The 22,510-nt window shown below is 68.8% G+C and carries 16 protein-coding genes; 9 read left to right on the top strand and 7 right to left on the bottom strand.

Translation table 11 applies throughout. The features are described 5' to 3' along the window. The first annotated feature begins 52 nt into the window (after positions 1 to 52). Both JNB_RS17200 and JNB_RS17195 read left to right on the top strand, forming a co-directional pair. Positions 53 to 1,786 (top strand): ABC transporter ATP-binding protein, encoded by a 1,734-nt coding sequence (locus JNB_RS17200; protein ID WP_009777798.1) that lies wholly within the window; start codon positions 53 to 55, stop codon positions 1,784 to 1,786. A gap of 3 nt (positions 1,787 to 1,789) precedes the next feature. Continuing rightward, positions 1,790 to 3,583 carry an ABC transporter ATP-binding protein gene (locus JNB_RS17195; protein WP_009777797.1) on the top strand — a complete coding sequence of 598 codons (1,794 nt, stop codon included), beginning with the start codon at positions 1,790 to 1,792 and terminating at the stop codon, positions 3,581 to 3,583. 3 nt (positions 3,584 to 3,586) lie between these two features. Here JNB_RS17195 and JNB_RS17190 read toward each other — a convergent pair whose 3' ends face one another. From JNB_RS17190 to JNB_RS17180, 3 genes are all read right to left on the bottom strand, one after another. After that, the gene (locus JNB_RS17190) at positions 3,587 to 5,362 is read right to left on the bottom strand and encodes a GMC oxidoreductase (RefSeq protein ID WP_009777796.1); all 1,776 of its coding nucleotides are present in this window, start codon (positions 5,360 to 5,362) and stop codon (positions 3,587 to 3,589) included. Continuing rightward, on the bottom strand, positions 5,359 to 6,948 hold the full coding sequence (locus JNB_RS17185; RefSeq protein WP_009777795.1) for a succinic semialdehyde dehydrogenase: 1,590 nt from the start codon (positions 6,946 to 6,948) through the stop codon (positions 5,359 to 5,361). The genes JNB_RS17190 and JNB_RS17185 overlap by 4 nt, the downstream gene beginning before the upstream one ends. A 69-nt stretch (positions 6,949 to 7,017) precedes the next feature. Continuing rightward, positions 7,018 to 8,139, bottom strand: coding sequence for a GuaB3 family IMP dehydrogenase-related protein (locus tag JNB_RS17180; protein WP_009777794.1), 1,122 nt, complete (start codon positions 8,137 to 8,139; stop codon positions 7,018 to 7,020). Between the two features lie 139 nt (positions 8,140 to 8,278). Between JNB_RS17180 and JNB_RS17175 the strand changes: the two genes are divergently transcribed. The 4 genes from JNB_RS17175 (at position 8,279) to JNB_RS17160 (ending at position 11,712) form a co-directional block, all read left to right on the top strand. After that, a complete protein-coding gene (locus tag JNB_RS17175) occupies positions 8,279 to 9,910 on the top strand; it encodes a DHA2 family efflux MFS transporter permease subunit (RefSeq protein ID WP_009777793.1) in 1,632 nt (543 codons plus the stop codon). Between the two features lie 68 nt (positions 9,911 to 9,978). Continuing rightward, complete coding sequence (locus JNB_RS17170) at positions 9,979 to 11,031, top strand: P1 family peptidase (protein WP_009777792.1); 1,053 nt, start codon at positions 9,979 to 9,981, stop codon at positions 11,029 to 11,031. 22 nt (positions 11,032 to 11,053) lie between these two features. Next, positions 11,054 to 11,317, top strand: coding sequence for a type II toxin-antitoxin system VapB family antitoxin (locus JNB_RS17165; protein WP_009777791.1), 264 nt, complete (start codon positions 11,054 to 11,056; stop codon positions 11,315 to 11,317). Continuing rightward, positions 11,314 to 11,712, top strand: coding sequence for a type II toxin-antitoxin system VapC family toxin (locus JNB_RS17160; RefSeq protein WP_009777790.1), 399 nt, complete (start codon positions 11,314 to 11,316; stop codon positions 11,710 to 11,712). Before JNB_RS17165 ends, JNB_RS17160 begins: the two co-directional genes overlap by 4 nt. On the opposite strand, the gene guaB is transcribed toward JNB_RS17160, so the two are convergent. Beyond that, positions 11,713 to 13,332, bottom strand: coding sequence for an IMP dehydrogenase (gene guaB, locus JNB_RS17155; protein ID WP_009777789.1), 1,620 nt, complete (start codon positions 13,330 to 13,332; stop codon positions 11,713 to 11,715). It lies immediately after the preceding gene. A gap of 260 nt (positions 13,333 to 13,592) precedes the next feature. Here guaB and JNB_RS17150 point away from each other — a divergent pair, with 260 nt between their 5' ends. Continuing rightward, a complete protein-coding gene (locus JNB_RS17150) occupies positions 13,593 to 13,880 on the top strand; it encodes a WhiB family transcriptional regulator (protein ID WP_009777788.1) in 288 nt (95 codons plus the stop codon). A 153-nt stretch (positions 13,881 to 14,033) separates the two neighbouring features. On the opposite strand, the gene JNB_RS17145 is transcribed toward JNB_RS17150, so the two are convergent. Next, on the bottom strand, positions 14,034 to 14,723 hold the full coding sequence (locus tag JNB_RS17145) for an aspartate/glutamate racemase family protein (protein WP_009777787.1): 690 nt from the start codon (positions 14,721 to 14,723) through the stop codon (positions 14,034 to 14,036). Between the two features lie 44 nt (positions 14,724 to 14,767). On the opposite strand from JNB_RS17145, the gene JNB_RS17140 reads away from it, so the two are divergent. Beyond that, positions 14,768 to 14,989, top strand: a complete 222-nt coding sequence (locus JNB_RS17140; protein WP_009777786.1) for an RNA-binding S4 domain-containing protein — start codon at positions 14,768 to 14,770, stop codon at positions 14,987 to 14,989. A gap of 77 nt (positions 14,990 to 15,066) precedes the next feature. Here JNB_RS17140 and JNB_RS17135 read toward each other — a convergent pair whose 3' ends face one another. Both JNB_RS17135 and JNB_RS17130 read right to left on the bottom strand, forming a co-directional pair. Then, positions 15,067 to 16,107, bottom strand: coding sequence for a class I mannose-6-phosphate isomerase (locus JNB_RS17135; RefSeq protein WP_009777785.1), 1,041 nt, complete (start codon positions 16,105 to 16,107; stop codon positions 15,067 to 15,069). Then, a complete protein-coding gene (locus JNB_RS17130) occupies positions 16,104 to 17,108 on the bottom strand; it encodes a LacI family DNA-binding transcriptional regulator (protein ID WP_009777784.1) in 1,005 nt (334 codons plus the stop codon). The genes JNB_RS17135 and JNB_RS17130 overlap by 4 nt, the downstream gene beginning before the upstream one ends. Positions 17,109 to 17,355: 247 nt before the next feature. Between JNB_RS17130 and JNB_RS17125 the strand changes: the two genes are divergently transcribed. Then, the gene (locus tag JNB_RS17125; protein WP_009777783.1) at positions 17,356 to 22,434 is read left to right on the top strand and encodes a GH92 family glycosyl hydrolase; all 5,079 of its coding nucleotides are present in this window, start codon (positions 17,356 to 17,358) and stop codon (positions 22,432 to 22,434) included. Positions 22,435 to 22,510 lie beyond the last annotated feature (76 nt).

Raw genomic sequence — 22,510 nt, 5'->3', positions numbered from 1 at the left:
GCGCGGAAACTCAGTGGATCGGCCTCGGCCGTCTCCGTACCGTGGAGGGGCGATGCCGATCAAGCCCTGGCGCTACGCCCTCCCGGACGATGCCACTCCCCCGACCGACGCCGACCGCCTCCTCCTGTGGATCGTTCGGCGCCAGTGGCGAACCGTCGCAGCGGGAGCCGCGTTCGGCATCCCCTGGATGCTCTCCATCGCCCTCGTCCCGGCGGCGATCGGCAAGGCCATCGACGACGGGCTTGTCGCCCGCGACGGGCGCGCGCTGCTGTTGTGGGCCGGTGTCATCTTCGGCATGGGTCTGCTCAGCGCGGCGACGACCAACCTGCGGCACTGGTTCGCGGTGAGCAACTGGCTCTTCGCGGCGTTCCGGGCGGCGATCGTCACCGAGCGCGCCGTGCGCAGGGCCGGTCCGGCCCTGACCCGGGACAAGCCTGCGGGTGAGGTGCTCACGGCCTTCGCCAACGACTTCTGGAAGCTCGGCATGGTCTTCGACGTGTCGGCGCGCTTCGCCGGTGCGATCGTCAGCTTCATCGTCGTCTCGATCATCCTGCTGCAGGGATCGCTGCTGCTCGGGCTCGTCATGCTCATCGGTGGCCCCCTGCTGTTGGCGTCGTTGTCCTTCGTCATGCGTCCGCTCCAGAAGCGTCAGGCCGCGCAGCGCGAGGAGTCCGGACAGCTCACGGCGCTCGGCGCCGACACGGTGACCGGCCTGCGCGTGCTGCGTGGCGTCGGTGGCGAGGAGAACTTCCTGCACCGGTATGCCGCGCAGTCCGGTCGCGTTCGCGACGCCGGTGTGCGGTTGTCAGGTGTCCAGGCGCTGCTGGACGCGGCGCAGGTGCTGCTGCCCGGTCTCTTCGTCGTGGTCGTGACGGGTCTGGGCGCGCACCTCGCGGTGGCCGGTGAGATCAGCCCGGGTCAGCTCGTGGCGTTCTACGGCTACACGGCGTTCCTCACGATGCCGCTGCGGACGGCGACCGAGTTCGTCAACAAGCTCATCACGTCGCGCGTCATGGCCGGTCGCCTCGTCTCCATCCTCGCCGCCCAACCCGACCACCCCCAGACAACCCAACGCGTCCAATTGGGCACGAATGGTGGGGCCAGGGAACTCGTGGACCCGATTTCTGGGGTGCGGATCGAGCAAGGGCGGCTCACGGCGATCGTGTCGGCCCGCCCCGAGGAGACTGCTGAGATTGCCGCCCGCCTGGGTCGCACCGTGCCGGGCCGGCACGGAGTCACCTGGGGCGACCTCGCGATCGACGACCTCCCCATCGACGACGTCCGCCGCAGCATCGTCGTGTCGCAGTCCGACCCGCACCTCTTCAGCGGTCCGGTGCGTCGCGAGCTCGGCGCCGACTCCACACCCGGAGCCGACGACGATGCACTGCTCGCCGCGCTGCACACCGCAGACGCCTCCGACGCGGTCGACTCCATCGACGGCGGCCTCGACGGTGAGCTCGAGGAACGCGGCCGGTCACTCTCAGGCGGTCAGCGACAGCGTCTGGCCCTGGCTCGCGCCCTCCTGCGCGACCCCGAGGTGCTCGTCCTCGTCGAGCCGACGAGTGCCGTCGACGCTCACACCGAGGCACGCATCGCCGAGCGAATCCCGAAGCACCGCAACGGTTCCACGACAGTCGTCGTCACGGCCAGCCCGCTGCTGCTCGACCGCGCCGACACGGTCCTCGTCGTCGAGGACGGTGTGGTGACAACCCACGGAACGCACCATGACCTCGTTCGCAACAACCCGGCATACCGACGCATCGTTCTGCGCGGAGAGGACGACTGAGCGATGACCCCGATCCTCGACCAGCTCGGCGACACCGACCACGCCAAGCGCTCGCTCCCCATCGCGAGCCGCCAGACGGTCGTCGCCCACACCCGCGTCCTCCTGCGCGACCACCGCCGTCCGCTCTTCTGGGTCCTCGGGCTCCACGGCCTCGCCGCGCTCGTCGGGCTCGTCGGTCCGTGGGTCGTCGGCCAGATCGTCCAGGAGGTCACCCAGGACGGCCCCGCGAGCGCCAGCCTGCGCCGCATCGACGTCCTCATCGCCATCCTCGTGACGGCGATCCTCACGCAGGCCGTCCTCACCTGGCTGGCACGTCGTGCGGCCTTCATCCTGTCCGAGCACGTCTTCGCGCGGCTGCGTGAGGACTTCGTGCGTGACGCCGTCCGACTCCCCCTGTCGACCCTCGAACGCGCCGGCACCGGTGACCTCGTCGCCCGCACGACCAACGACATCGAGGCGATGACCCACGTCATCCGCTTCGGCATCCCCGCCATCGTCGTGTCGGTCATGACGGTCACGGCGACAGTGATCGCGGCCGTCATCACGTCGCCTCTCGCGGCCCTCGCCCTGCTCACTCCCCTGCTCGTCCACATCCCCTCCAGCATCTGGTACCTCAAGCGCGCCGGACGCGTCTACCTCTGGGAGCACGCTTCGTACGCACGGCTGAATTCCGTTGGGGCAGAGACGATCGAGGGTCTGCGGACCATGGACAACCTCGGCCTGAGCGAGAGTCGGCGCGAACGATTCGACGAGGCCCTCGCCGAAGCCGGGCGCGCCGAACGCGTGGGCGTCAGCCTGCGCCTGCGCTGGTTCCCGTGGCTCGAGATCGGCTTCTTCCTGCCCATTGCCGTCTCGGTGCTGTGGGGTGGCTGGCTCGCGTGGAGCGGTTACATCACCATCGGTGCGGCAACGGCCGTCACGCTCTACATCCAGCAGATGCTCGACCCGCTCGGCGACCTCATCAGTTGGCTCGACGAGATCCAGTTCGCGGCGACGTCCCTCTCCCGCGTCCTCGGTGTCGGCGAGGTCCCACCCGACCGGGTCGCGACCGGCGAGGAGCCGACCGGCGAGACGATCGAGGTCGAGGACGTCCGCTACTCCTACCGCGAGGGTCGCGATGTCCTCCACGGCGTGAGCCTGACGCTGCAACCCGGCGAACGCCTCGCCATCGTCGGCCCTTCAGGTGCGGGCAAGTCGACGCTCGGGCGTCTCATGGCCGGCATCGACGGCCCCCGCACCGGTCGTGTCACCGTGGGCGGCGTTCCGCTCGTCGACCTCACCCTGGCGAGCCTGCGCAGCCAGGTCGCGCTCGTGACCCAGGAGCATCACGTCTTCGTGGGCACCGTCGGTGAGAACCTGCGCCTTCCGCGCCCACTCGCCTCCGACGCCGAGGTGTATGCCGCCCTCTCGGCTGTCGATGCGCAGGCCTGGGTCCGTGCGTTGCCGCACGGGCTGGACACCACGGTGGGCTCGGGCGGGTATCCGCTCAACGAGGCGCAGGCCCAGCAGCTTGCCCTGGCCCGGCTCGTGCTGGCCGACCCGCACACCCTCGTGCTCGACGAGGCGACCTCACTCCTCGACCCGCGCGCGGCCCGTCACCTCGAGCGCTCGCTCGCAGCGGTGACCCAAGGTCGCACGGTGGTCGCGATCGCACACCGGTTGCACACGGCATACGACGCAGATCGGGTGTGTGTGGTCGAGGATGGACGGATCAGTGAGCTCGGCACGCACGACGAACTCATCGAGCGCGACGGCGCCTACGCCGCCCTGTGGCGAGCCTGGCGCGACGAGGACTGAGGACTAGACCCGCAGGGCCGGCATACCGAGGTCAACGCCGGCGCTGTCGACTCGATGGATCTCGCGCACCGCAGGGTTGCGCGGGGCCACCGGGTCGAGGCGCTGATAGGTCTCGCCCTGTGCCGGGCGCAGGTCAGCCTCGCCCTTGTTGGGCCACAACGACATCGCCCGCTCGGCCTGCGCCGTGATCGTCAGCGACGGGTTCACCCCGAGGTTGGCCGAGACCGCTGACCCGTCGGTGACCGAGATGCCGGGGTAGCCCCAGACGCGGTGGTACGGGTCGATGGCGCCGGTCTGTGGGCTGTCGCTGATCGCCACGCCTCCCAGGAAGTGGGCGGTGAGCGGCACGTCGAAGACCTCGCCCCAGCTGCCCCCGGCGATGGTGTATTCGCCGGTGAGCTTCTGGAGGCGCTGGGCCACGGCGATCATCGACTCGTGCCCGGCCTTGATGTAGGTCGGGTTCGGTTCGCCGTGCCCCTGCCGGGACGTGAGGCCACGTCGGAAGATGCCGCGACGGCCCGAGACCCGCAGCGAGTTGTCGCTCGACTGCATGACGAGCCCGATGACCGTGCGCTCACTCCAGCGTCGCGCCATCGGGAACTGCTTGAGCAGCGCCTGGGGTTCGCGCGCCAGCTGGCGCAGGAACTCCAGCGGTCGGGGCAGTCCCGTGTTGCCGGGCACGAGCAGCGTCGACAACAGACCCATGGCATTGGACCCGCGCCCATAGCGGACGTTCTCGACGTGCGTGTCCTTGTCGGGGTGGAACGACGACGTGATGGCGATGCCCTGCGACAGGGCCGCCTCGTCGTTCACGTGCTGCGTCATGGCCCCGAGGATCGCCTCGCTGTTGGTGCGGGTGAGGTGCCCGAGCCGGTCGGACATCCGCGGCAGCTCGCCCTCGTCGCGCATGGCATGCAGGAGAGTCTGGGTCCCCCACGTGCCCGCCGCGACGATGACGCGCTTGGCGGTGATGACCTGGGTGTCCTTCCCTGCGACCGGACCGGTCTTTTCATGCAGGACTCGATAATGCTCGTATGCCGGCCCGCTGGCGTTCGTGCCCGGCACGACTCCCAGCCGGGTCACCGTGCGCAGCGGCTCAATGACGACACCGAGGCCCTCGGCGAGGTGGAGGTAGTTCTTGCGCAACGTGTTCTTGGCGCCGTGGCGGCAACCGACCATGCAGTTGCCGCACTCGATGCAACCCCGACGTTTGGGCCCGGCCCCGCCGAAGAACGGGTCGTCGACCTCGGCTCCGGGCTTGCCGAAGAAGACGCCGACCGGGGTCTTCTGGAAGGTCTCGGGGACCCCCATGTCGTCAGCGACTTCGCGCCAGATGTCCTCGACGGGACCTTCGCAAGGGTTCTCGACGACGCCGAGCATCGCCGAGGCGGTCTCGTAGTGCGGTGCGAGCTCCTCGCGCCAGTCCGTGATGTGGCCCCACTGCTGGTCGCGGAAGAACGGCTCCGGTGGGACATAGAGCGTGTTGGCGTAGTTGAGCGAGCCACCGCCCACACCGGCGCCGGCCAGGATCATTACGTCGGGCAGCTTGTGGACACGCTGGATCCCGTAGAGACCCAGAGCCGGAGCCCAGAGGTAGTTCTTCAGATCCCATGAGGTCTTGGCGAAGTCGTCGTCCTCGAACCGGCGACCGGCCTCGAGCATGTGGACGGTGTAGCCCTTCTCTGCCAGGCGCAGGGCAGCGACGGAACCGCCGAAGCCGGTCCCGATGACGACGACATCAACATCGACATCGCCGGCCGTGGTGGTGGTGTTCGTCATTTCAGGCCCAACCCCTTCATGATCCGCAGGGCGGCAGTCATTCCCTGCGCGTAGGTGTCCTCGGGAACCCCGGGCAGCCCGCCGAATCCGACGAGGTGCTGGGCGGTGACGTTCTGGCTCTCGGTGTACTTGACGATGCCCTCGCGACCGTGGCGTCGGCCGATGCCGGAAGCCTTCATCCCGCCCATCGGAGCGCCGACGCTGGCCCAGGCCGCGGCATACCCGTCGTTGACGTTGACCGTGCCGGTGCTGATCTGCGCGGCGATCCGGCGACCACGACGCACGTCGCGGGTCCACACGGACGAGTTGAGGCCGTACTCGGTGTCGTTGGCGAGCGCGATGGCCTCGTCGTCGGAGCCGACCTCGTAGAGCGACACGACCGGGCCGAACGTCTCACCGTCACGGCAGAGCATCGTCTCCGTGACCCCGGTGAGGACGGTGGGTTCGTGGACAAAGGGCCCGAGGTCCGGCCGCGGGCGGCCGCCGGTGAGCACGATGGCGCCTTGCGCCCGGGCGTCCTCGACGTGCTGGGTCACCGTGTCGAGCTGGCTCTGCCCGACCAGCGAACCCATGTCGTAGCCGTAGGCGAGGTCGGTGCCGAGCTTCATCGACTCGACCGCCTCGACGAACTTCGTCACGAACTCCCCGAAGACGTCGCGGTGGACGAGGAGGCGCTCGGCACTGATGCAGAGCTGCCCGGCCGAGGAGAAGCAGGCACGCACGGCACCGGCGACGGCGCGCGAGATGTCCGCGTCCGCAGCGACATACATGGAGTTCTTGCCACCGAGCTCGAGGCTGCAGCCGACGAGTCGCTTGGCGGCGGCCTGAGCGACGATGCGCCCCGTGGGTGTCGAGCCGGTGTAACAGACGTAGTCCGCCTGGTCGACGATCGCCTGACCGGTCGAGCTGCCCGGACCGAGGACGACCTGGAAGACACCCTCGGGCAGGCCAGCCTCGAGCAGCAGCTCATGACCGGCGAGAGCGGTGAGCGACGACTGCTGGTCGGGGCGCAGGACGACGGCGTTGCCGGCCATGAGCGCTGGCAGGGCGTCGGTGATGGCGAGGCTCAGCGGGTAGTTCCAGGGCGAGACGATGCCGACGACGCCCTTCGGGCGATGACTCACCACGGTCTGCGACAGCACCGGGATGCCACCGCGAACCCTGGTGTCCTTCAGGTATGCCGCCGCCGCTCGCGCGTAGTGCCGGGAGACGATCGCACAGTCGGCCACCTCCTCGAAGGCGTGGCTGCGGGCCTTGCCGGACTCGAGCTGGATGAGGTCGAGCAGCTCGACCTGGCGCTCGAGCACGAGGTCGTGGAAGCGCAGGAGCACCTGGCCGCGGCGTTCGATGCTGAGCCGACCCCAGGCTCGCTGGGCGGCCCGGGCGGTGCCGATGGCGACCGCGACGTCCTCCGGCGTGGAGACCGGGAGTGACGCCAGGGGCGCACCCGTCATCGGCGTGTGGCTCAGGTGCTGCTCAGCGCCGGGGCCGGCGACGACCCGAGACGCAAGCCGTCGCGCGCGACTGGGGTCCACGGCATAGGTAGCGGTGGGGTCCAGCCCCGGGTCTGCGATGACGTCGGCCATTACCCGAGAGTAACCAAAGACTCCGCACAATGGCAGGGCGTGTGACCCCAGTCGCGGGACGCGCCCGGCTCAGCCGCCTTCGTAGGGCGCGACGACGACCTCGACCCGCTGGAAGTCCTTGAGCTCGGTGTAGCCGGTCGTCGCCATGGCGCGACGCAGCGCCCCGACGAGGTTGGTCGTGCCATCGGCGACCTTGCTCGGCCCGAACAGGACCTCCTGGAGCGAGGCCACCGCGCCGACCTCGACACGCTCACCACGCGGCAGCTCGGGGTGGTGCGCCTCGGCGCCCCAGTGGAAGCCGCGGCCGGGCGCCTCGGTCGTGCGCGCCAGCGCGGCACCGAGCATCACGGCGTCGGCGCCACACGCGACGGCCTTGACGATGTCGCCGCTCGTGCCGACTCCACCGTCAGCGATGACGTGGACGTAGCGCCCGCCGCTCTCGTCGAGGTAGTCACGTCGCGCCGCTGCGACGTCGGCGATGGCCGAGGCCATGGGGGCGTGGATGCCCAGCGTGCGACGGGTCGTGTGCGCCGCGCCGCCACCGAAGCCGACGAGGACGCCGGCCGCACCGGTGCGCATGAGGTGCAGGGCTGCTGAGTAGGACGCGGCCCCACCCACGATGACCGGCACGTCGAGCTCATAGATGAAGCGCTTGAGGTTGAGGGGTTCGGCGCGGCTCGACACGTGCTCGGCCGAGACGGTGGTGCCGCGGATGACGAAGAGGTCGACTCCCGCGTCGACGACGGTCTTCCACAGCTGCTGGGTGCGCTGCGGCGTGAGGGCTCCGGCCACCGTGACACCCGCCTCGCGGATGGTGCGCAGCCGCTCGACGATGAGCTCGGGGACGATGTCCGCCTTGTAGATGTCCTGCATGCGCGCGGTCGCGAGCGCCGGCTCGAGAGTGGCGATCTCGGCCAGGAGCGGCGCTGGGTCCTCGTAGCGCGTCCACAGACCTTCGAGGTCGAGGACGGGCAGTCCTCCGTGCCCGCCGAAGGCGATCGCACTCTCCGGTGACATCACCGAGTCCATCGGAGCAGCGATGACCGGCAGGTCGAAGTGGTAGGCGTCGATCTGCCAGCCCACGTTCACCTCTTCCGGGTCGCGCGTGCGCCGTGAGGGCACCACCGCGACGTCGTCGAAGGAGTAGGCGCGCCGGGCACGCTTGCCACGTCCGATCTCGATCTCATTCACCCCCGCACCCTATCCGCGCGCCCGGAAATATCAGATTGGCGCCGGAGGTTGCGGGAGGAGCACAATGATTCGTGCGGGCTTTTCCGCGTCCCGGCAGCGTCGCCGACCTCCACATCCCCTTGCTCTCGAGGAGCCTCGTTTGTCCAGCCCTGCCCAGATCGAGTACCCCGAGAAGATTGACGGGGCGGTCCTCAAGATCGCTGGCGTCGTCGTCCTCGGCGCCATCATGTCGATCCTCGACATCACTGTCGTCAACGTCGCGCTTCCGGACCTGCAGGTCACCTTCACCGGCACTGACAACCCGCTCCCCTACTCCACCGTCGCGTGGACGGTCACGGCCTACACCCTGGCTCTCGCCACGGTCATCCCGCTGACGGGCTGGGCCGCCGACCGCTTCGGCACCAAGCGCCTCTACATGGCCGCACTCACTCTCTTCACCCTCGGCTCGGCACTGTGTGCCGCCGCCACGAGCATCAACATGCTCATCCTCTTCCGCGTCATCCAGGGCCTCGGTGGCGGTCTCCTCATGCCCCTCGGCATGGTCATCATGACCAAGGCAGCGGGCCCGGCCCGGATGGGTCGTCTCATGGCGATCCTCGGTGTGCCGATGCTGCTCGGCCCGATCGCCGGTCCGATCCTCGGTGGCTTCCTCATCGTCAACCTGTCCTGGCACTGGATCTTCCTCATCAACCTGCCGCTCGGCCTGCTCGCCCTCGGCTACGCCTGGTGGGCCCTGGCCAAGGATGCTCCGGAGCCCACGGAGTCCTTTGACTTCGTCGGCATGCTGCTCATGAGCCCCGGGCTCGCCTTCTTCCTCTACGGCATCTCGTCGATCCCCGAGGCCGGCACGTTCTTCTCGGCCAGGGTCCTGGGCTTCGCTGGCGCCGGCCTCGCGCTGATCGTCGCGTTCGTCTTCTACAGCTTCAAGCCCGAGCACCCGCTGCTCGACCTGCGCCTGTTCAAGAACCGCAACCTCACCTGGTCGATCATCACGATGTTCATCTTCGCCGGCGCCTTCTTCGGTGGGCTCCTGCTCGTCCCGACCTACCTCCAGCAGGTCCGCGGCGAGAGCGCCCTCAGCGCCGGTTGGCTCATCGCGCCGCAGGGCCTGGGCGCCATGCTCACCATGCCGATCGCCGGTGTCCTGGCCGACAAGTTCCCGGTGGGGCGCATCGTCCCTGTCGGACTCGTCCTCATCACCGGTGGCATGTTCGCCCTGACCCAGGTCGATGGCGACACGTCCTACTGGGGCTACCTCATCCCGGTCCTGTTCGTCATGGGTCTGGGTATGGGCGCCACGATGATGCCACTCATGACCTCGGCGCTCAAGACGCTCACGGCGCACCAGGTCGCTCGCGGTTCGACGCTGCTCAACATCTCGCAGCAGGTCGCCAGCTCCATCGGTGTCGCGATCATCTCGGTCGTCCTCACCAACGGTCTGAAGAACGACCCACTCGTCTCGCAGGCCGGTGCGTTCGCGGAGGCCTCGAAGGGTGTTGACCCGTCGCAGACGGGCGGCCTCCTCGAGAAGTTCCCGCTCGTCGGCCAGATCCTCGGCCAGTTCCAGGACCCGGCTGCGGGCGCTGCCGCACTCAAGAGCGCTGTCGAGAACTCGATGGGTGAGGTCTTCGGCAACACCTTCTTCGTGGCCGCGATCATGGTCGCGTTCACGTTGGTCTCGGCCTGGTTCCTCCCGCGCAAGCACGAGGAGAGCCACCTGCTCGACGACGAGGACGCCGTCGAGGTGGCGCCGCCGGTCATCCTGCACTGACGCTCACCCTGCCTGACGAAGGCCGGTCCACCTCTGACGGGTGGGCCGGCCTTCGGCATGCTGGCCCCATGGACACTCCCCGACCGGGCCGGCACAACGCGATCACCGACGTCGCCGGGGTGCGCGTCGGTCACGTGACACGGGACGAGCCCGGCTGGCTCACCGGAGTCACAGTCGTCGTGCCCCCGACCGGCACGATCGGTGGTGTCGACGTCCGCGGCGGCGCTCCGGGCACCCGTGAGACCGACCTGCTCGATCCGGTCCGCCTCGTCGACCGCGTCGATGCGATCGTCCTTGCCGGCGGCAGCGCGTTCGGTCTCGCGGCCGCGGACGGCGTCATGCAGGAGGCGTATGCCGCTGGCTCCGGATGGCCGGTCAACCTCGAGGACGGCTCCGAGGTCGTGCCGATCGTGCCGGCCGCCGTCATCCTCGATCTCGCGCGCGGTGGCGAGTTCACCCACACCCCCAGTGCCGCGGACGGCGCCCGCGGCTGGCGCGAGGCCATGACCGGCCCAGTGGGGCAGGGTTCGGTCGGCGCCGGCACGGGCGCCAGGTCCGGCGGCCTCAAGGGCGGTGTCGGAACTGCCAGCGCCATCGTCAACGGCGTGACCGTGGGAGCGATCGTGGTCGTCAACGCGATGGGCTCACCCTGCGCTCCTGACGGATCCCTGTATGCCGTCCGCTCCGGTCTCGCAGACGAGTTCGCCGGATTGCCCGACGCGAATCCGGCAGCAGCACAGGCCTATTGGCAAGCCTTGGCCCAGGCAGAGGCGATGCTGCGGGCCGGGATGGCGACGACGATCGGGGTCGTGGCCACGGACGCGGCCCTCACCAAGGTGCAGTGCAGCAAGCTCGCCGAGGTGAGCCACGACGGACTGGCGCGGGCACTGTCGCCGGTGCACACGGCATACGACGGAGACACGATCTTCACCCTCGCGACAGGTGAGAAGGAAGCGCCCGGCGACCTCGATCTGGTCCACCTCCAGACGGCCGCAGCCGACTGCGTCACCCGCGCGATCGGTCACGCAATGCTGGCGGCCGCCTCGATCGACCGCACGGCCGACGGCGGCGTCGCCCTGAGCAGCTGGTCTGACGCCCTGGCAGAGAAGGTACCCGGGTAGACGTCAGTGGTACCTTGGTGCCATGGCCCTCAACATCAAGAATGAGCGCGTGGTGACCCTCGCCCGCGACGTCGCGGCGCGCACCGGCACGACTCAGACGGGCGCCATCGAGAGCGCCTTGGAGCGCTACCTCGCCGACCTCGTCCGCGAGGCGGAGAGCGATTCGAAGCGACGACGTATCGACCAACTCCTGGCCGAGATCGATGCGGAGCGAACCGATGGCGGGCCAACCGTCGAGGAGATCATGGACGAGATGTACGACCCGCAGACGGGCCTGCCCCGGTGATCGTCGACTCTTCGGCCATCGTGGCCATCCACGAAGGAGAGCCCGAGCGGGCACGGTTCCTCGATGTCCTCGCCGCAGCGCGTGGATCCCTGATCTCGGCGGCGACCTATGTCGAGTGCGGGGTCGTCCTGGACCTCAAGCGACCAGAGCAACCAACCAACCGACTCGACGAACTCCTCGACGAGTTCGACATCAAGGTCGTGGCCCTCACTCCAGAACAGGCCCGTGTCGCCCGACGGGCTCATCGACGCTACGGACGTGGGTCGGGCCATCCAGCCAAACTCAATCTGGGCGACTGCTTCTCCTACGCGCTGGCCATGAGCACGGACGAGCCCCTGCTCTTCAAGGGCGAGGACTTCACCCACACGGACGTCAGGAATGCCTCAGCGAACTGATCAGCGTGACGAGGAGTAGTTCGGTGCCTCGACGATGCCGTGGATGTCGTGCGGGTGGCTCTCCTTGAGGCCCGCCGTGGTGATGCGGATGAACTGGCCCTTGGCCTTGAGCTCGGGCACGGTGCGCGCACCGACGTAGAACATCGACTGGTGCAGGCCACCCATGAGCTGGTGGACTACGGCTCCGAGCGGTCCCCGGTAGGGCACCCGGCCCTCGATGCCCTCGGGCACGAGCTCGTCGTCGCTGGCGACGTCGGCCTGGAAGTAGCGGTCCTTGGAGTAGGACTTCTTGCCGCGTGAGGCCATGGCGCCGATGGAGCCCATCCCGCGGTAGGCCTTGAACTGCTTGCCGCCCACGAACACGAGCTCACCCGGCGACTCCTCGCAGCCACCGAAGAGCGAGCCGATCATCACCGAGTCGGCGCCGGCGACGAGGGCCTTGGCGATGTCACCGGAGAACTGGAGGCCGCCATCACCGACGACGGGGACACCGGCGGCACGACAGGCCAGCGACGCCTCGTAGATCGCGGTGACCTGCGGGACACCCACACCCGCAACGACGCGCGTGGTGCAGATGGAGCCGGGTCCGACCCCGACCTTGACCCCATCGGCGCCGGCGTCGACGAGCGCCTGGGCCCCGGCGCGGGTGGCGACGTTGCCAGCGAGGATCTGCACGTGCTTGGTGGCCGGGTCACTCTTGAGGCGCTTGATCATGTCGAGCATGAGGCGGGCGTGACCGTTGGCGACGTCGGGCACGAGGACGTCGACCCCCGCGTCGACGAGGGTGGTGGCCCGCTCCCACGCGTCGCCGAAGTAGCCGACAGCCGCGCCGACGAGCAGACGGCCAGAGGCGTCCTTGCTCGCGTGCGGGAACTGCTCGGACTTCACGAAGTCCTTGACGGTGATGAGGCCGGTGAGCCGACCCTCGCCGTCGACGAGCGGGAGCCGCTCGCGCTTGTGCTGACGGAGCAGGCTCGTGGCCTCTTCGTGGCTGATGTCCTGGGGGCCGGTGATGAGCGGCATGTTCGTCATGACGTCGCGCACGAGGGTCGTGGCCCATTCGGCCACGGGCGTGAAGCGGAGGTCGCGGTTGGTGATGATGCCGAGCAGGTGCATCTGCGGGTCGACGACCGGAAGGCCGGACACACGGTAGCGACCGCACTGCTCGTCAAGATCCTCGAGCGTGGCGTCGGGACCGATCGTCACCGGGTTGGAGATGCGACCGGTCTGGGTGCGCTTGACGAGGTCGACCTGGTAGGCCTGATCCTCGATCGAGAGGTTGCGGTGGAGGATGCCGAGACCGCCCTGGCGGGCCATCGCGATGGCCATCCGCGCCTCGGTGACGGTGTCCATGGCTGCCGAGATGAGCGGCACCCGCAGGCTGATGTCACGGGTCACCCGCGACGTCGTGTCGACCTCGCTGGGGATGACGTCGGTCTCGCCCGGCTGCAGCAGGACGTCGTCGTAGGTGAGCCCCAGAGCAGCGAACGGAGCGGGGAGCGCGGGCTGCGCCGCGTCGGCGGCGCCGACCTCGGGGGCCTGCTGCGCGAACGGCGCCGACGCCGGCGCGGCGGGCTCTGCCTCGAGGTGGGTGGAGTGACGGTCAACACCAAGGCTCATTGCCCAAGTCTAGAGCAGCCCTCGCGCGGCTCCGAACCGGCGAAAACGTGCCCACGCCTTGGTCAGGGGCCGGCGCCGGACGCGGCCCCCGGAACGGCGCTGACCTGCGAATTTCCGCGCCCCTGCCCGACTTTGCCAACTTCTTACCTGCCCCAGACCCGCACCTTGCCAACGCGTTCCTAGCCTGATGCTGCGCACGAGGGGTGTGTGACTACTACGGCGACCGACGACGAGGTCGGAAGCCACGGACAGGAGGGGTCATGACTGACATCGCACGACTGCCGAAGCCGACACTCGATGTTTGGGAGTGGCAGTTCGACGGGCACTGCCGTCAGGTGAGCCCGGAGGTCTTCTTCCACCCCGAGGGCGAGCGCGGCAACCAGCGCCGCAGCCGCGATGACCGCGCCAAGGCCGTCTGCGACACCTGCCCGGTGCTCAAGCTGTGCCGTGAGCACGCGCTGTCGTCACGCGAGCCGTATGGCGTCTGGGGCGGAATGACCGAGGAAGAGCGCATTCGCATCCTCAACCAACGTGAGCTCGCCAGCTGACTCGATCAGCAGCGAGTGACCAAACGGCCGGACGGCTGAGAGCGACCAGGGACGCGCTCAGGTGTTCGGCAGGCCAGCCGGGCGGCTGGGAGCGACCAGGGACGCTCTCAGCCGCCCGACATTTTTCTGGGTAGGGGTCCGGCAAAGCGTCGGTCAGCCGAGCATGAAGTCGACGCCGGCATCGGCGTGGATCCGCGTCGTGTCATAGAGCGGGACCGAGCTGTCCTGCTCACTCACCAGCAGCGTGATCTCGGTGCACCCCAGGATGACCGCCTGCGCGCCTCTCTCGACAAGGGACGCCATCACGTCGCGATACGCAGCGCGTGACTCGTCGAGCACGACGTCGAGGCAGAGCTCGTCATAGATGATCCGGTGGACCTCCGCGCGCTGGGGTGCATCAGGGACGATGACCTCGAGCCCCTTGGCCCGCAGCCGTCCGACATAGAAGTCCTGCTCCATCGTGAACGCCGTGGCGAGCAGGCCGACCCTGCTCACCCCATCGGCGACGATGGCGTCTGCTGTCGAGTCGGCGATGTGGAGCAGCGGGAGGCCGGACGCCTGCTGGAGCTCGTCGGCCACCTTGTGCATCGTGTTCGTCGCCACGAGCAGGGCCTCGGCGCCACCACGAGCCAGTCCTTCGGCAGCGCGCGCCAGGATGGCGACCGTCGCATCCCAGTCGCCGTCGTGCTGGGCCTTCGCCACCGGGTCGAAGTCGACGCTGTGGAGGAGGAGCTGAGCCGAGTGCAGCCCACCGAGCCGGGCCACGACCCCTTCGTTGAGGAGGCGGTAGTAGCTCGCCGTGCTCGTCCAGCTCATGCCACCGAGGACTCCGAGAGTGCGCATGCTTCGCACACTAGGCCACTCCCCTTCGCACCTATCCTTGCGGCGTGACACCTACCGAGATCCCCATTGCCGGCGAGAGCATCCGCCTCGGCCAGCTCCTCAAGTTCGCGTCCGTCGTCGAGGACGGGGCTGACGCCCGGGCCGTCGTCGAGGCCGGCGAGGTCGAGGTCAACGGTGAGGTCGACGTCCGCCGCGGCCGCCAGGTGCGCCCCGGCGACACGGTGACCTACGCCGGAGAGACCTTCGCCGTCATCTCCGAGAGTTGACCGCAGCGACCACAATCGTCCAATAGGGCACGAATGGCTGGCGCCATTCGTGCCCTATTGGACGATTGTGGTCGCTCTCAGGGGGCGGGCGGCATACACCGGATGAGGGTGACGTCGCCGCTCACGGTGACGTCACCGGCCGCGAACGGCACGAGCAGCACGTCACCGGCGCGCACCTCCCGCGCGCCGTGCGCGGACGTGAACGTCCCGTGCCCGTCCACGACGACCACTGCGGCGTATGCCGCCCCCACCGTCACGTCGCCCGTCACCGGCCGCACGACCTCCGCCCGGAAGTAGGCGCTCGCCTCGTCGGGCAGCGCCGAACCGAAGTCGACGACGTCGGCCCACCGACGTCGCAGGGTCTCGAGGCGCTCGCCCGTCACCGGGCCGTGGTCGACGCTCTGCAACGCGACGGGGCGCTCGAGACCGAGGAAGGCGTGGTCGAGTTCGAGGCCAAAACGCTTGTGCTCCAGCATGACTGAGAAGTCAGTGGGTTCCTGGAGCTCGAGGATGAGCACGCCCTCGCCGATGGCATGGGGCTGCCCGGCCGGGACGAGAACGGCATCGCCCGCCGACACCTTGATGGGGTTGAGTGCCTCAAGGAGCCGGTCGTCCTGCGCGTCGACGAGCTCGGCCAGGTCCTCGGCCGAGAGCTCGTCGCGAAAGCCCACCCACACGGTGGCGTCAGGGTCGGCAACGAGGACGATCCAGGCCTCGGTCTTGCCGTGGTCGCAGTCGAGGTGGGTCGTGGCGAACGCTCGGCTGGGGTGCGAGTGGACGGGGAGTCGCTCGCCGCTGTCGAGGAGCTTCGTCAGCAGGTTGGGGTCGCCGCCGAAGCGCGCGACGTGTGCTTCGCCGAACCACCCGTCGGCGTCAGCCGCGAAGGCATCAGGAAGCTCGCGTCCGCCGTCGAGCGTCGTCACTCCCCCACCACCCTCGGCGAAGAGTCGGGCCGTCGAACCGATCCAGTCCTCGGGGCGGTAGCCGTCGAAGTCACTCGGCGCCTCAAGACCACGGAAGGCGAAGATGCGCTCGCCCCCGCGATAGAACCGCCGAGGCGTGTTGGTCGCCAGGGCAGCGGTCGTGGCGTGGACCGCGCTCGTCGAGATGTCGGTCATGAATGGGCCTTCCGAACTGGGACGGATGAGGGGAGACGACCGGACTCGCGCACGATGAGTCGCGTCGGCATGACGACTGTCTGAGCGGGCGACTCGTCGCCGAGCAGGCGCGCAAAGAGCTGGAGGACGGCCTTCTGGCCGATCGAGGCCGGGTCCTGGTGGACCACGGTCACGGAGGGCTCGATGAGGTCGGCGAGCTCGAAGTCGTCGTAGCCGACGAGCCCCATCTGCACGCCAGCACGGCGCATGGCGTGCAGGGCGGCCAGGGTGACCCGGTTGTTGCCGGTGATCACGGCCGTCACAGGGGTGCGCTCCCGCGACCAGCTGCCCAGCCGCTCGGCCAGGGACTCCGGTGTGTGCGGCCCCATGGCGATCCGGGTGTCACCGGGCAACCCGAGCTGGTCGTGGATGGCGACGAACGCCTCGCGTCGTTGTCGAGCGGTCCAGAACTCCGCGTCGTCCCCGAGCAGGGCGATGCGTCGGTGACCGAAGGCCACCAGGTGCTCGACGGCGCTGCGCACGCCGCCGGCGTTGTCGCTGAGGACCGTGTCGCAGGGTTCCCCCCGCACGGGTCGGTCGACGTAGACGATCGGGGTCCCGCTGGCGGCCACGGTGGGGTCGGTCGCGGGACGCTCGCCGGCCGGCACGACCACGAGGCCATCGACCCGGCGGTTGATGAGGCCCTCGAGGACCACGCGCTCGCGCGTCGGTGAACCTTCGGCAGACGCCGTGATGAGCTGGTGCTGGCGAATGCGGGCCTCGCGTTCGACTGCCGCGCTGATCTGTGAGTAGAAGGGGTTGGCGAGATCCTCGACGACCAGGGCAATGGTCTGCGTGCGCCCCTGCCGCAGGATTCGCGCACCGTCGTGTCGCATGAACCCGATGCGGTCGATGACACCACGCACCCGCAGCTCCGTGTCGCGACGCACCCCCGGCTCACGGTTGACCACCCTCGACACCGTCTTGACGGAGACGTGAGCCTCCTCCGCCACGTCGGCCATGGTCGGCCGCGCGGATGTCCGTTTTCCTGACAACGCTGTCACAGGTCTGATCACACCAAACTCCGCGCTGCAGAGCAACGTAGGACCACCTGCCGAAGCCCCTTCGGAGACGATTTGTCCGATGAGTTGTCTCCATCGGACAAGGTGAGGGGCTCCCGTTGCGGACCGGACGGCATACGGACAAGGTCGTGAAAGATGGCCGATCGAGGGAGATCGGTCACTGCTCAACGACGAGCCCGGAGGAACCATGCGCTTGACCACCGCCGTCCCCAGAGGACTGACCGCAGGAGCCGTTGCGCTTGCACTCGGATGGGCTTGCGCCCCCGGGACCGCAACTGCCGCTCCGCCGCAGGCAGCCCCACCGACCGCAGCAGCCGAGGGAGGTGCGTGGTCGACCTCGTTCGAGACCGGCCAACCGCAACCCCTCGAGTCCACCGTCGAGGTGGACTCCACCGGACCGCGCCAGCAGAACGTCACGGGTGGCGCAGCCGCCGACGGCAGCCTGCTCGGAGCGGTCACCGGAGTCACGGCGAGCGCCGAGAACGCTCCCGGTGAGGTGGCTGCCAACCTCACCGACGCCAACCCCGACACGAAGTGGCTCGCGTTCGCCGCCACGGGCTGGGTCCGCTACCAGCTGTCCGCCCCGAAGCGCGCACTCACCTGGTCGATGACCTCGGGCGACGACGCCCCCGAGCGCGACCCCAAGAACGTCACGCTCCAGGGCTCGACCGACGGCACGACCTGGACCGACATCGACCAGCGCTCGGGCATCGTCTTCGCCGGTCGCAAGTCCAAGCAGACGTTCACGGTGACGACGCCGGGCGACTATGGCTTCTACCGCCTCAATGTCACGGCCAACAACACCGGCAACATCGTCCAACTCGCCGACTGGAACCTCTTTGGCGAGATCGACCCGAACGAGCCGGCGCTGACCCCGATCGCCACCGTGGTGGGTGCCGGGCCGCGCTCCGGCTTCAACATCAAGTCCCAGGTCGGATGGACCGGGGTCAAGGCGCTGCGCTACGGAGGCCGGCACACGGCAGCCGGGCGAGGCTTCGCCTGGAACCGGCTCTTCGACGTGGATGTGCCTGTGGGACAACGGTCCCAGCTCACCTACAAGATCCTCCCCGAGATGATCTCGGGTGACCTGAGCTACCCGTCGACCTACTCCGCCGTCGACCTGCGCTTCACCGACGGGACGTTCCTGTCCGGTCTGGGCGCCACGGACAGCACCGACACCGCGACCTCACCCAACGGGCAGGGCGTCGGCAAGATCCTCTACGCCTCGCAGTGGAACTCCGTCGTCATCGACCTCGGCCCCAAGGCGCAGGGCAAGACGATCGACGCGATCCTCCTCGGCTACGACAACAGCGCGAGCCCCACGAAGGACACGACCTTCAGTGGTTGGGTCGACGACATCAAGGTCGATCCCGCACCCGTTGCGCTCGACCGCTCCAGCCCGACGTATGCCGTGGACGTGCGTCGCGGAACGAACTCCAGTGGGTCCTTCTCGCGCGGCAACAATCTGCCGATCAGCGCTGTTCCCAACGGTTTCACGTTCTTCACGCCCGTCTCGGACGCCAACTCGCAGTCCTGGCAGTACTACTACCAGGCCGGCAACAACGCGCAGAACCGACCGGTGCTCCAGGGCCTCGGCATCTCGCACGAGCCCTCCCCCTGGATGGGTGACCGCAACCAGATGTCGGTCATGCCCTCGATCGCCCAGGGCATCCCGACCGGCAGCGCGACGGGACGCGCTCTCGCCTACGACCACGCCGACGAGGTCGCCCGCCCGGACCACTACCGCGTCCACCTCGATGGCGGCATCACCGCGGAGACCGCGCCCGCTGACCACGGCGGCGTGTGGCGCTTCACCTTCCCCGAAGGTGCACCGACGAGCAACCTCGTGCTCGACACCGTCGACAACAACGGCAGCTTCACCGTGAACGCCGCGGCGGGCACCGTCGACGGCTGGGTCGACAACGGCAGCGGCCTGTCCGTGGGACGCAGCCGGATGTTCGTCCACGGCGTCTTCGACCGTCCGGCAGCCTCGACCGGTGTTGCGCCGTCCGGGCACACCGGCACGCGCTACGCCAAGTTCGACACGACGACCGACAAGGACGTGGAACTGCGTCTCGCGACGTCGTTCATCTCGCTCGACCAGGCCAAGCGCAACCACGACCTGGAGCTTGCCGGCAAGACGTTCAACGACGTCCAGGGCGACGCCAAGGCCAAGTGGGACAAGCGCCTCAACGTCGTCGAGGTCGAGGGTGCGAGCGACTCAGAGGCCCGCACGCTCTACTCGAACCTCTACCGCCTCAACCTCTACCCGAACAGCCAGTTCGAGAACACGGGCACGGCGGCGGCACCGCACTTCCAGTACGCCAGCCCCGTGTCGGCCAAGACCGGCAGCGCCACTCCGACGACGACGAACGCCGCCGTCAAGGACGGCAAGATCTATGTCAACAACGGCTTCTGGGACACCTATCGGACCGTGTGGCCGGCCTACTCCCTCCTCTACCCGGAGGTGGCTGCCGAGATCGCTGACGGCTTCGTCCAGCAGTATCGCGACGGCGGCTGGGTCGCCCGGTGGTCCTCGCCCGGCTACGCCGACCTCATGACCGGCACCAGCTCGGACGTCTCGTTCGCCGACGCCTACGTCAAGGGTGTGCCGCTGCCCGACAAGCTCGGCACCTACGATGCCGGGCTCAAGAACGCGACGGTCCTCCCGCCCTCGTCGGGCGTCGGCCGCAAGGGTCTGGCCACGTCGCCGTTCCTCGGCTTCACCTCGGAGAGCACGCACGAGAGTGTGTCGTGGGGCCTCGAGGGTCTCGTGAACGACTTCGGCATCGGCAACCAGGCCGCGAAGCTCGCCACCGACCCCAGTGTTCCGGCCGCACGCAAGGCCACGCTCAAGGAGGAGTCCGAGTACTTCCTCAAGCGCGCCACCGAGTACACGAACTACTTCGACCCCAAGACCGGGTTCCTGCGGGTGCGCTCGGCCAACGGTGAGTTCGCGCCGAACTTCGACCCCGACGTGTGGGGCAACGGCTACACCGAGACCAACGGCTGGAACTTCGCGTTCCACGCACCTCAGGACGGCAACGGTCTCGCCAACCTCCTCGGTGGGCGCGCGGCCATGGCCGACAAGCTCGACGAGTTCTTCACGCGGCCGGAGACGGCGACGAAGGTCGGCTCCTACGGCGGCACGATCCACGAGATGATCGAGGCCCGTGACGTCCGGATGGGCATGTTCGGGATGAGCAACCAGGTCTCGCACCACATCCCCTACATGTACAACTGGACCGGCAAGCAGTCGCGGACGGCCGAGAAGGTGCGCGAGATCCTGCGCCGCCTCTACGTCGGTGGCGACATCGGCCAGGGCTATGCGGGCGACGAGGACAACGGCGAGCAGTCGGCCTGGAACATCCTGTCCTCGCTCGGCATCTACCCGCTGCAGGTCGGTTCGGCCGAATGGGCCGTCGGCTCACCGAAGTTCACCAAGGCGACAGTGCACCGCACCAAGGGTGATCTCGTGGTCAACGCTCCGGCGAACTCCGCGAAGAACATCTACGTGCAGAAGCTCAAGGTCAACGGTGACGGCTTCAAGAACGTCTCCATCCCGCACAGCCTCATCGCGGGGGCCGCGACGATCGACTTCGCCATGGGGTCCTCGCCGTCGGACTACGGGACGAAGCCGAACGCCGCTCCGCCGTCGCTCACCAAGGGCGACGCCATGCCGGCACCTCTGCGTGACGCCACCGGGCCGAGCGCGGGCACCGTCACGGCACCCGCCGCGACCACCCCGGCCGCGCTGTTCGACAACAACTCGACCACGGCGACGACGTTCACCACGACGACGCCAACGGTGACCTACAGCCTCTCGGGCATCGGTCAGCGGGCGACGTTCTACACGCTCACCAACGGCGCTGCTGCTGGCGAGCCGAGCGCGTGGCGGGTCGAGGGCAGCAAGGACGGACGGTCCTGGGAGACGATCGACAGTCGCACCAGCCAGACCTTCGCCTGGCGCACCCAGACGCGGCCGTTCAAGATCGCCGCACCCGGCACGTACACGGCCTACCGGCTCGTCGTCACGGCGAGCACCGGGACGCCGACCCTGTCCGAGATCGAGTTCCTCACGGACGGTTCACACGCCCAGAACACCGGGCTCAAGGTGAGCGCGTCCAGCACCCTCGAGGGCATCGAAGGCACCTCCATCAGCGGGGCCATCGGCACCTTCTCGGGCGGCAAGGGTTCGGCCGTGGGCGACTACACCGCCACCATCGCGTGGGGCGACGGCACGTCGTCGGCCGGCACGATCACCGCGGGCGACCTCGGGTCCTACAGCGTCAAGGGCAGCCACACGTGGGCCGACCCCGGCGTCTACGAGACGGTGCTCACCGTCAAGGACCCCAAGGGTGAGGCGAGCGCCGTCGGCTCCGTGACGGTGCACCAGGCCGTCGTACCGTCGTACGCCTCCGGGTTCGACCTCGTCTGCATCGGCGACCCCGGAGAGCAGAGCGTCTGCGACGGTGACCAGGCCGGCGTCTCACGCCCGGCGCTGGCCGAAGCCGGCGCCTCCCCCGGCAAGCTGATCACCGTCCCCGGGACGGACCTGAAGTTCGCCATGCCGGCGATCCCGGCCGGTGAGAACGACAACGCCACCGGCGCTGGGCAGACCCTGCCCGTCACCCTCGCGCCGGGCGCCACGAAGCTGAGCCTCATCGGCACGGCGACCCAGAAGGACCAGGACACCACTGGCACGGTGACCTACACGGACGGGACGAGCACGGCATACAAGATCCAGTACGGCGACTGGTGCGGCGACGTGAAGTTCACCAACATCCTCGCGGTGGAGATGACCTCACGCCTCAACGGCACGGGCACGGACGGCTGCCACCTCAAGCTGTTCGCGACCGCACCGCTCACCATCCCCGCTGGCAAGACGGTGGCCTCGGTGACCCTGCCGACGCAGACCGGAGACCCGCATGCCAACGGTCGGATCCACATCTTCTCGGTGGCCGACAACGGGACTCCCCTGACGGTGACGCCGGCATCGGGCGCGACCGCCAAGGCCGGCGTCGCCTCCACCGTGACGCTCGGGACCGCCAACGGTGGGGTCCCCGCCGAGGGCGGCTACACCGCTCGCGTCGCCTGGGGCGACGGCAGCCCGACGACGGACGCGACCATCACGGTGGCCTCCGACGGCACCGCCACGCTCAAGGGTTCGCACACCTGGGCGACAGCCGGGGCCCACACGGTGCGTGTCCTCGTGGGCGACAGTCGCAACGACACGGTGGCGACGGTGACGGTCAACGTCACCTGAGCCCACGGGCACGCCCTGAGAGACGCGTATGCCGCGTGCTCCCCCTGTACGGGAGCACGCGGCATACGCGTCTCGG

This window comes from Janibacter sp. HTCC2649, assembly GCF_000152705.1.
Lineage (GTDB): Bacteria > Actinomycetota > Actinomycetes > Actinomycetales > Dermatophilaceae > Knoellia.
Note: the sequence above shows the minus strand (reverse complement) of the source record. Positions and strands in the feature narration are given on the sequence as shown.

Excerpts from the sequence above, each read along its gene's own strand:
- JNB_RS17190 (WP_009777796.1), bottom strand. The coding sequence starts at position 5,362 with ATGACGAACACCACCACCACGGCCGGCGATGTCGATGTTGATGTCGTC.
- JNB_RS17200 (WP_009777798.1), top strand. The coding sequence starts at position 53 with ATGCCGATCAAGCCCTGGCGCTACGCCCTCCCGGACGATGCCACTCCC.
- JNB_RS17130 (WP_009777784.1), bottom strand. The coding sequence starts at position 17,108 with ATGGCCGACGTGGCGGAGGAGGCTCACGTCTCCGTCAAGACGGTGTCG.
- JNB_RS17145 (WP_009777787.1), bottom strand. The coding sequence starts at position 14,723 with ATGCGCACTCTCGGAGTCCTCGGTGGCATGAGCTGGACGAGCACGGCG.
- JNB_RS17170 (WP_009777792.1), top strand. The coding sequence starts at position 9,979 with ATGGACACTCCCCGACCGGGCCGGCACAACGCGATCACCGACGTCGCC.
- JNB_RS17165 (WP_009777791.1), top strand. The coding sequence starts at position 11,054 with ATGGCCCTCAACATCAAGAATGAGCGCGTGGTGACCCTCGCCCGCGAC.
- JNB_RS17125 (WP_009777783.1), top strand. The coding sequence starts at position 17,356 with ATGCGCTTGACCACCGCCGTCCCCAGAGGACTGACCGCAGGAGCCGTT.
- JNB_RS17185 (WP_009777795.1), bottom strand. The coding sequence starts at position 6,948 with ATGGCCGACGTCATCGCAGACCCGGGGCTGGACCCCACCGCTACCTAT.
- JNB_RS17135 (WP_009777785.1), bottom strand. The coding sequence starts at position 16,107 with ATGACCGACATCTCGACGAGCGCGGTCCACGCCACGACCGCTGCCCTG.
- JNB_RS17195 (WP_009777797.1), top strand. The coding sequence starts at position 1,790 with ATGACCCCGATCCTCGACCAGCTCGGCGACACCGACCACGCCAAGCGC.
- guaB (WP_009777789.1), bottom strand. The coding sequence starts at position 13,332 with ATGAGCCTTGGTGTTGACCGTCACTCCACCCACCTCGAGGCAGAGCCC.
- JNB_RS17150 (WP_009777788.1), top strand. The coding sequence starts at position 13,593 with ATGACTGACATCGCACGACTGCCGAAGCCGACACTCGATGTTTGGGAG.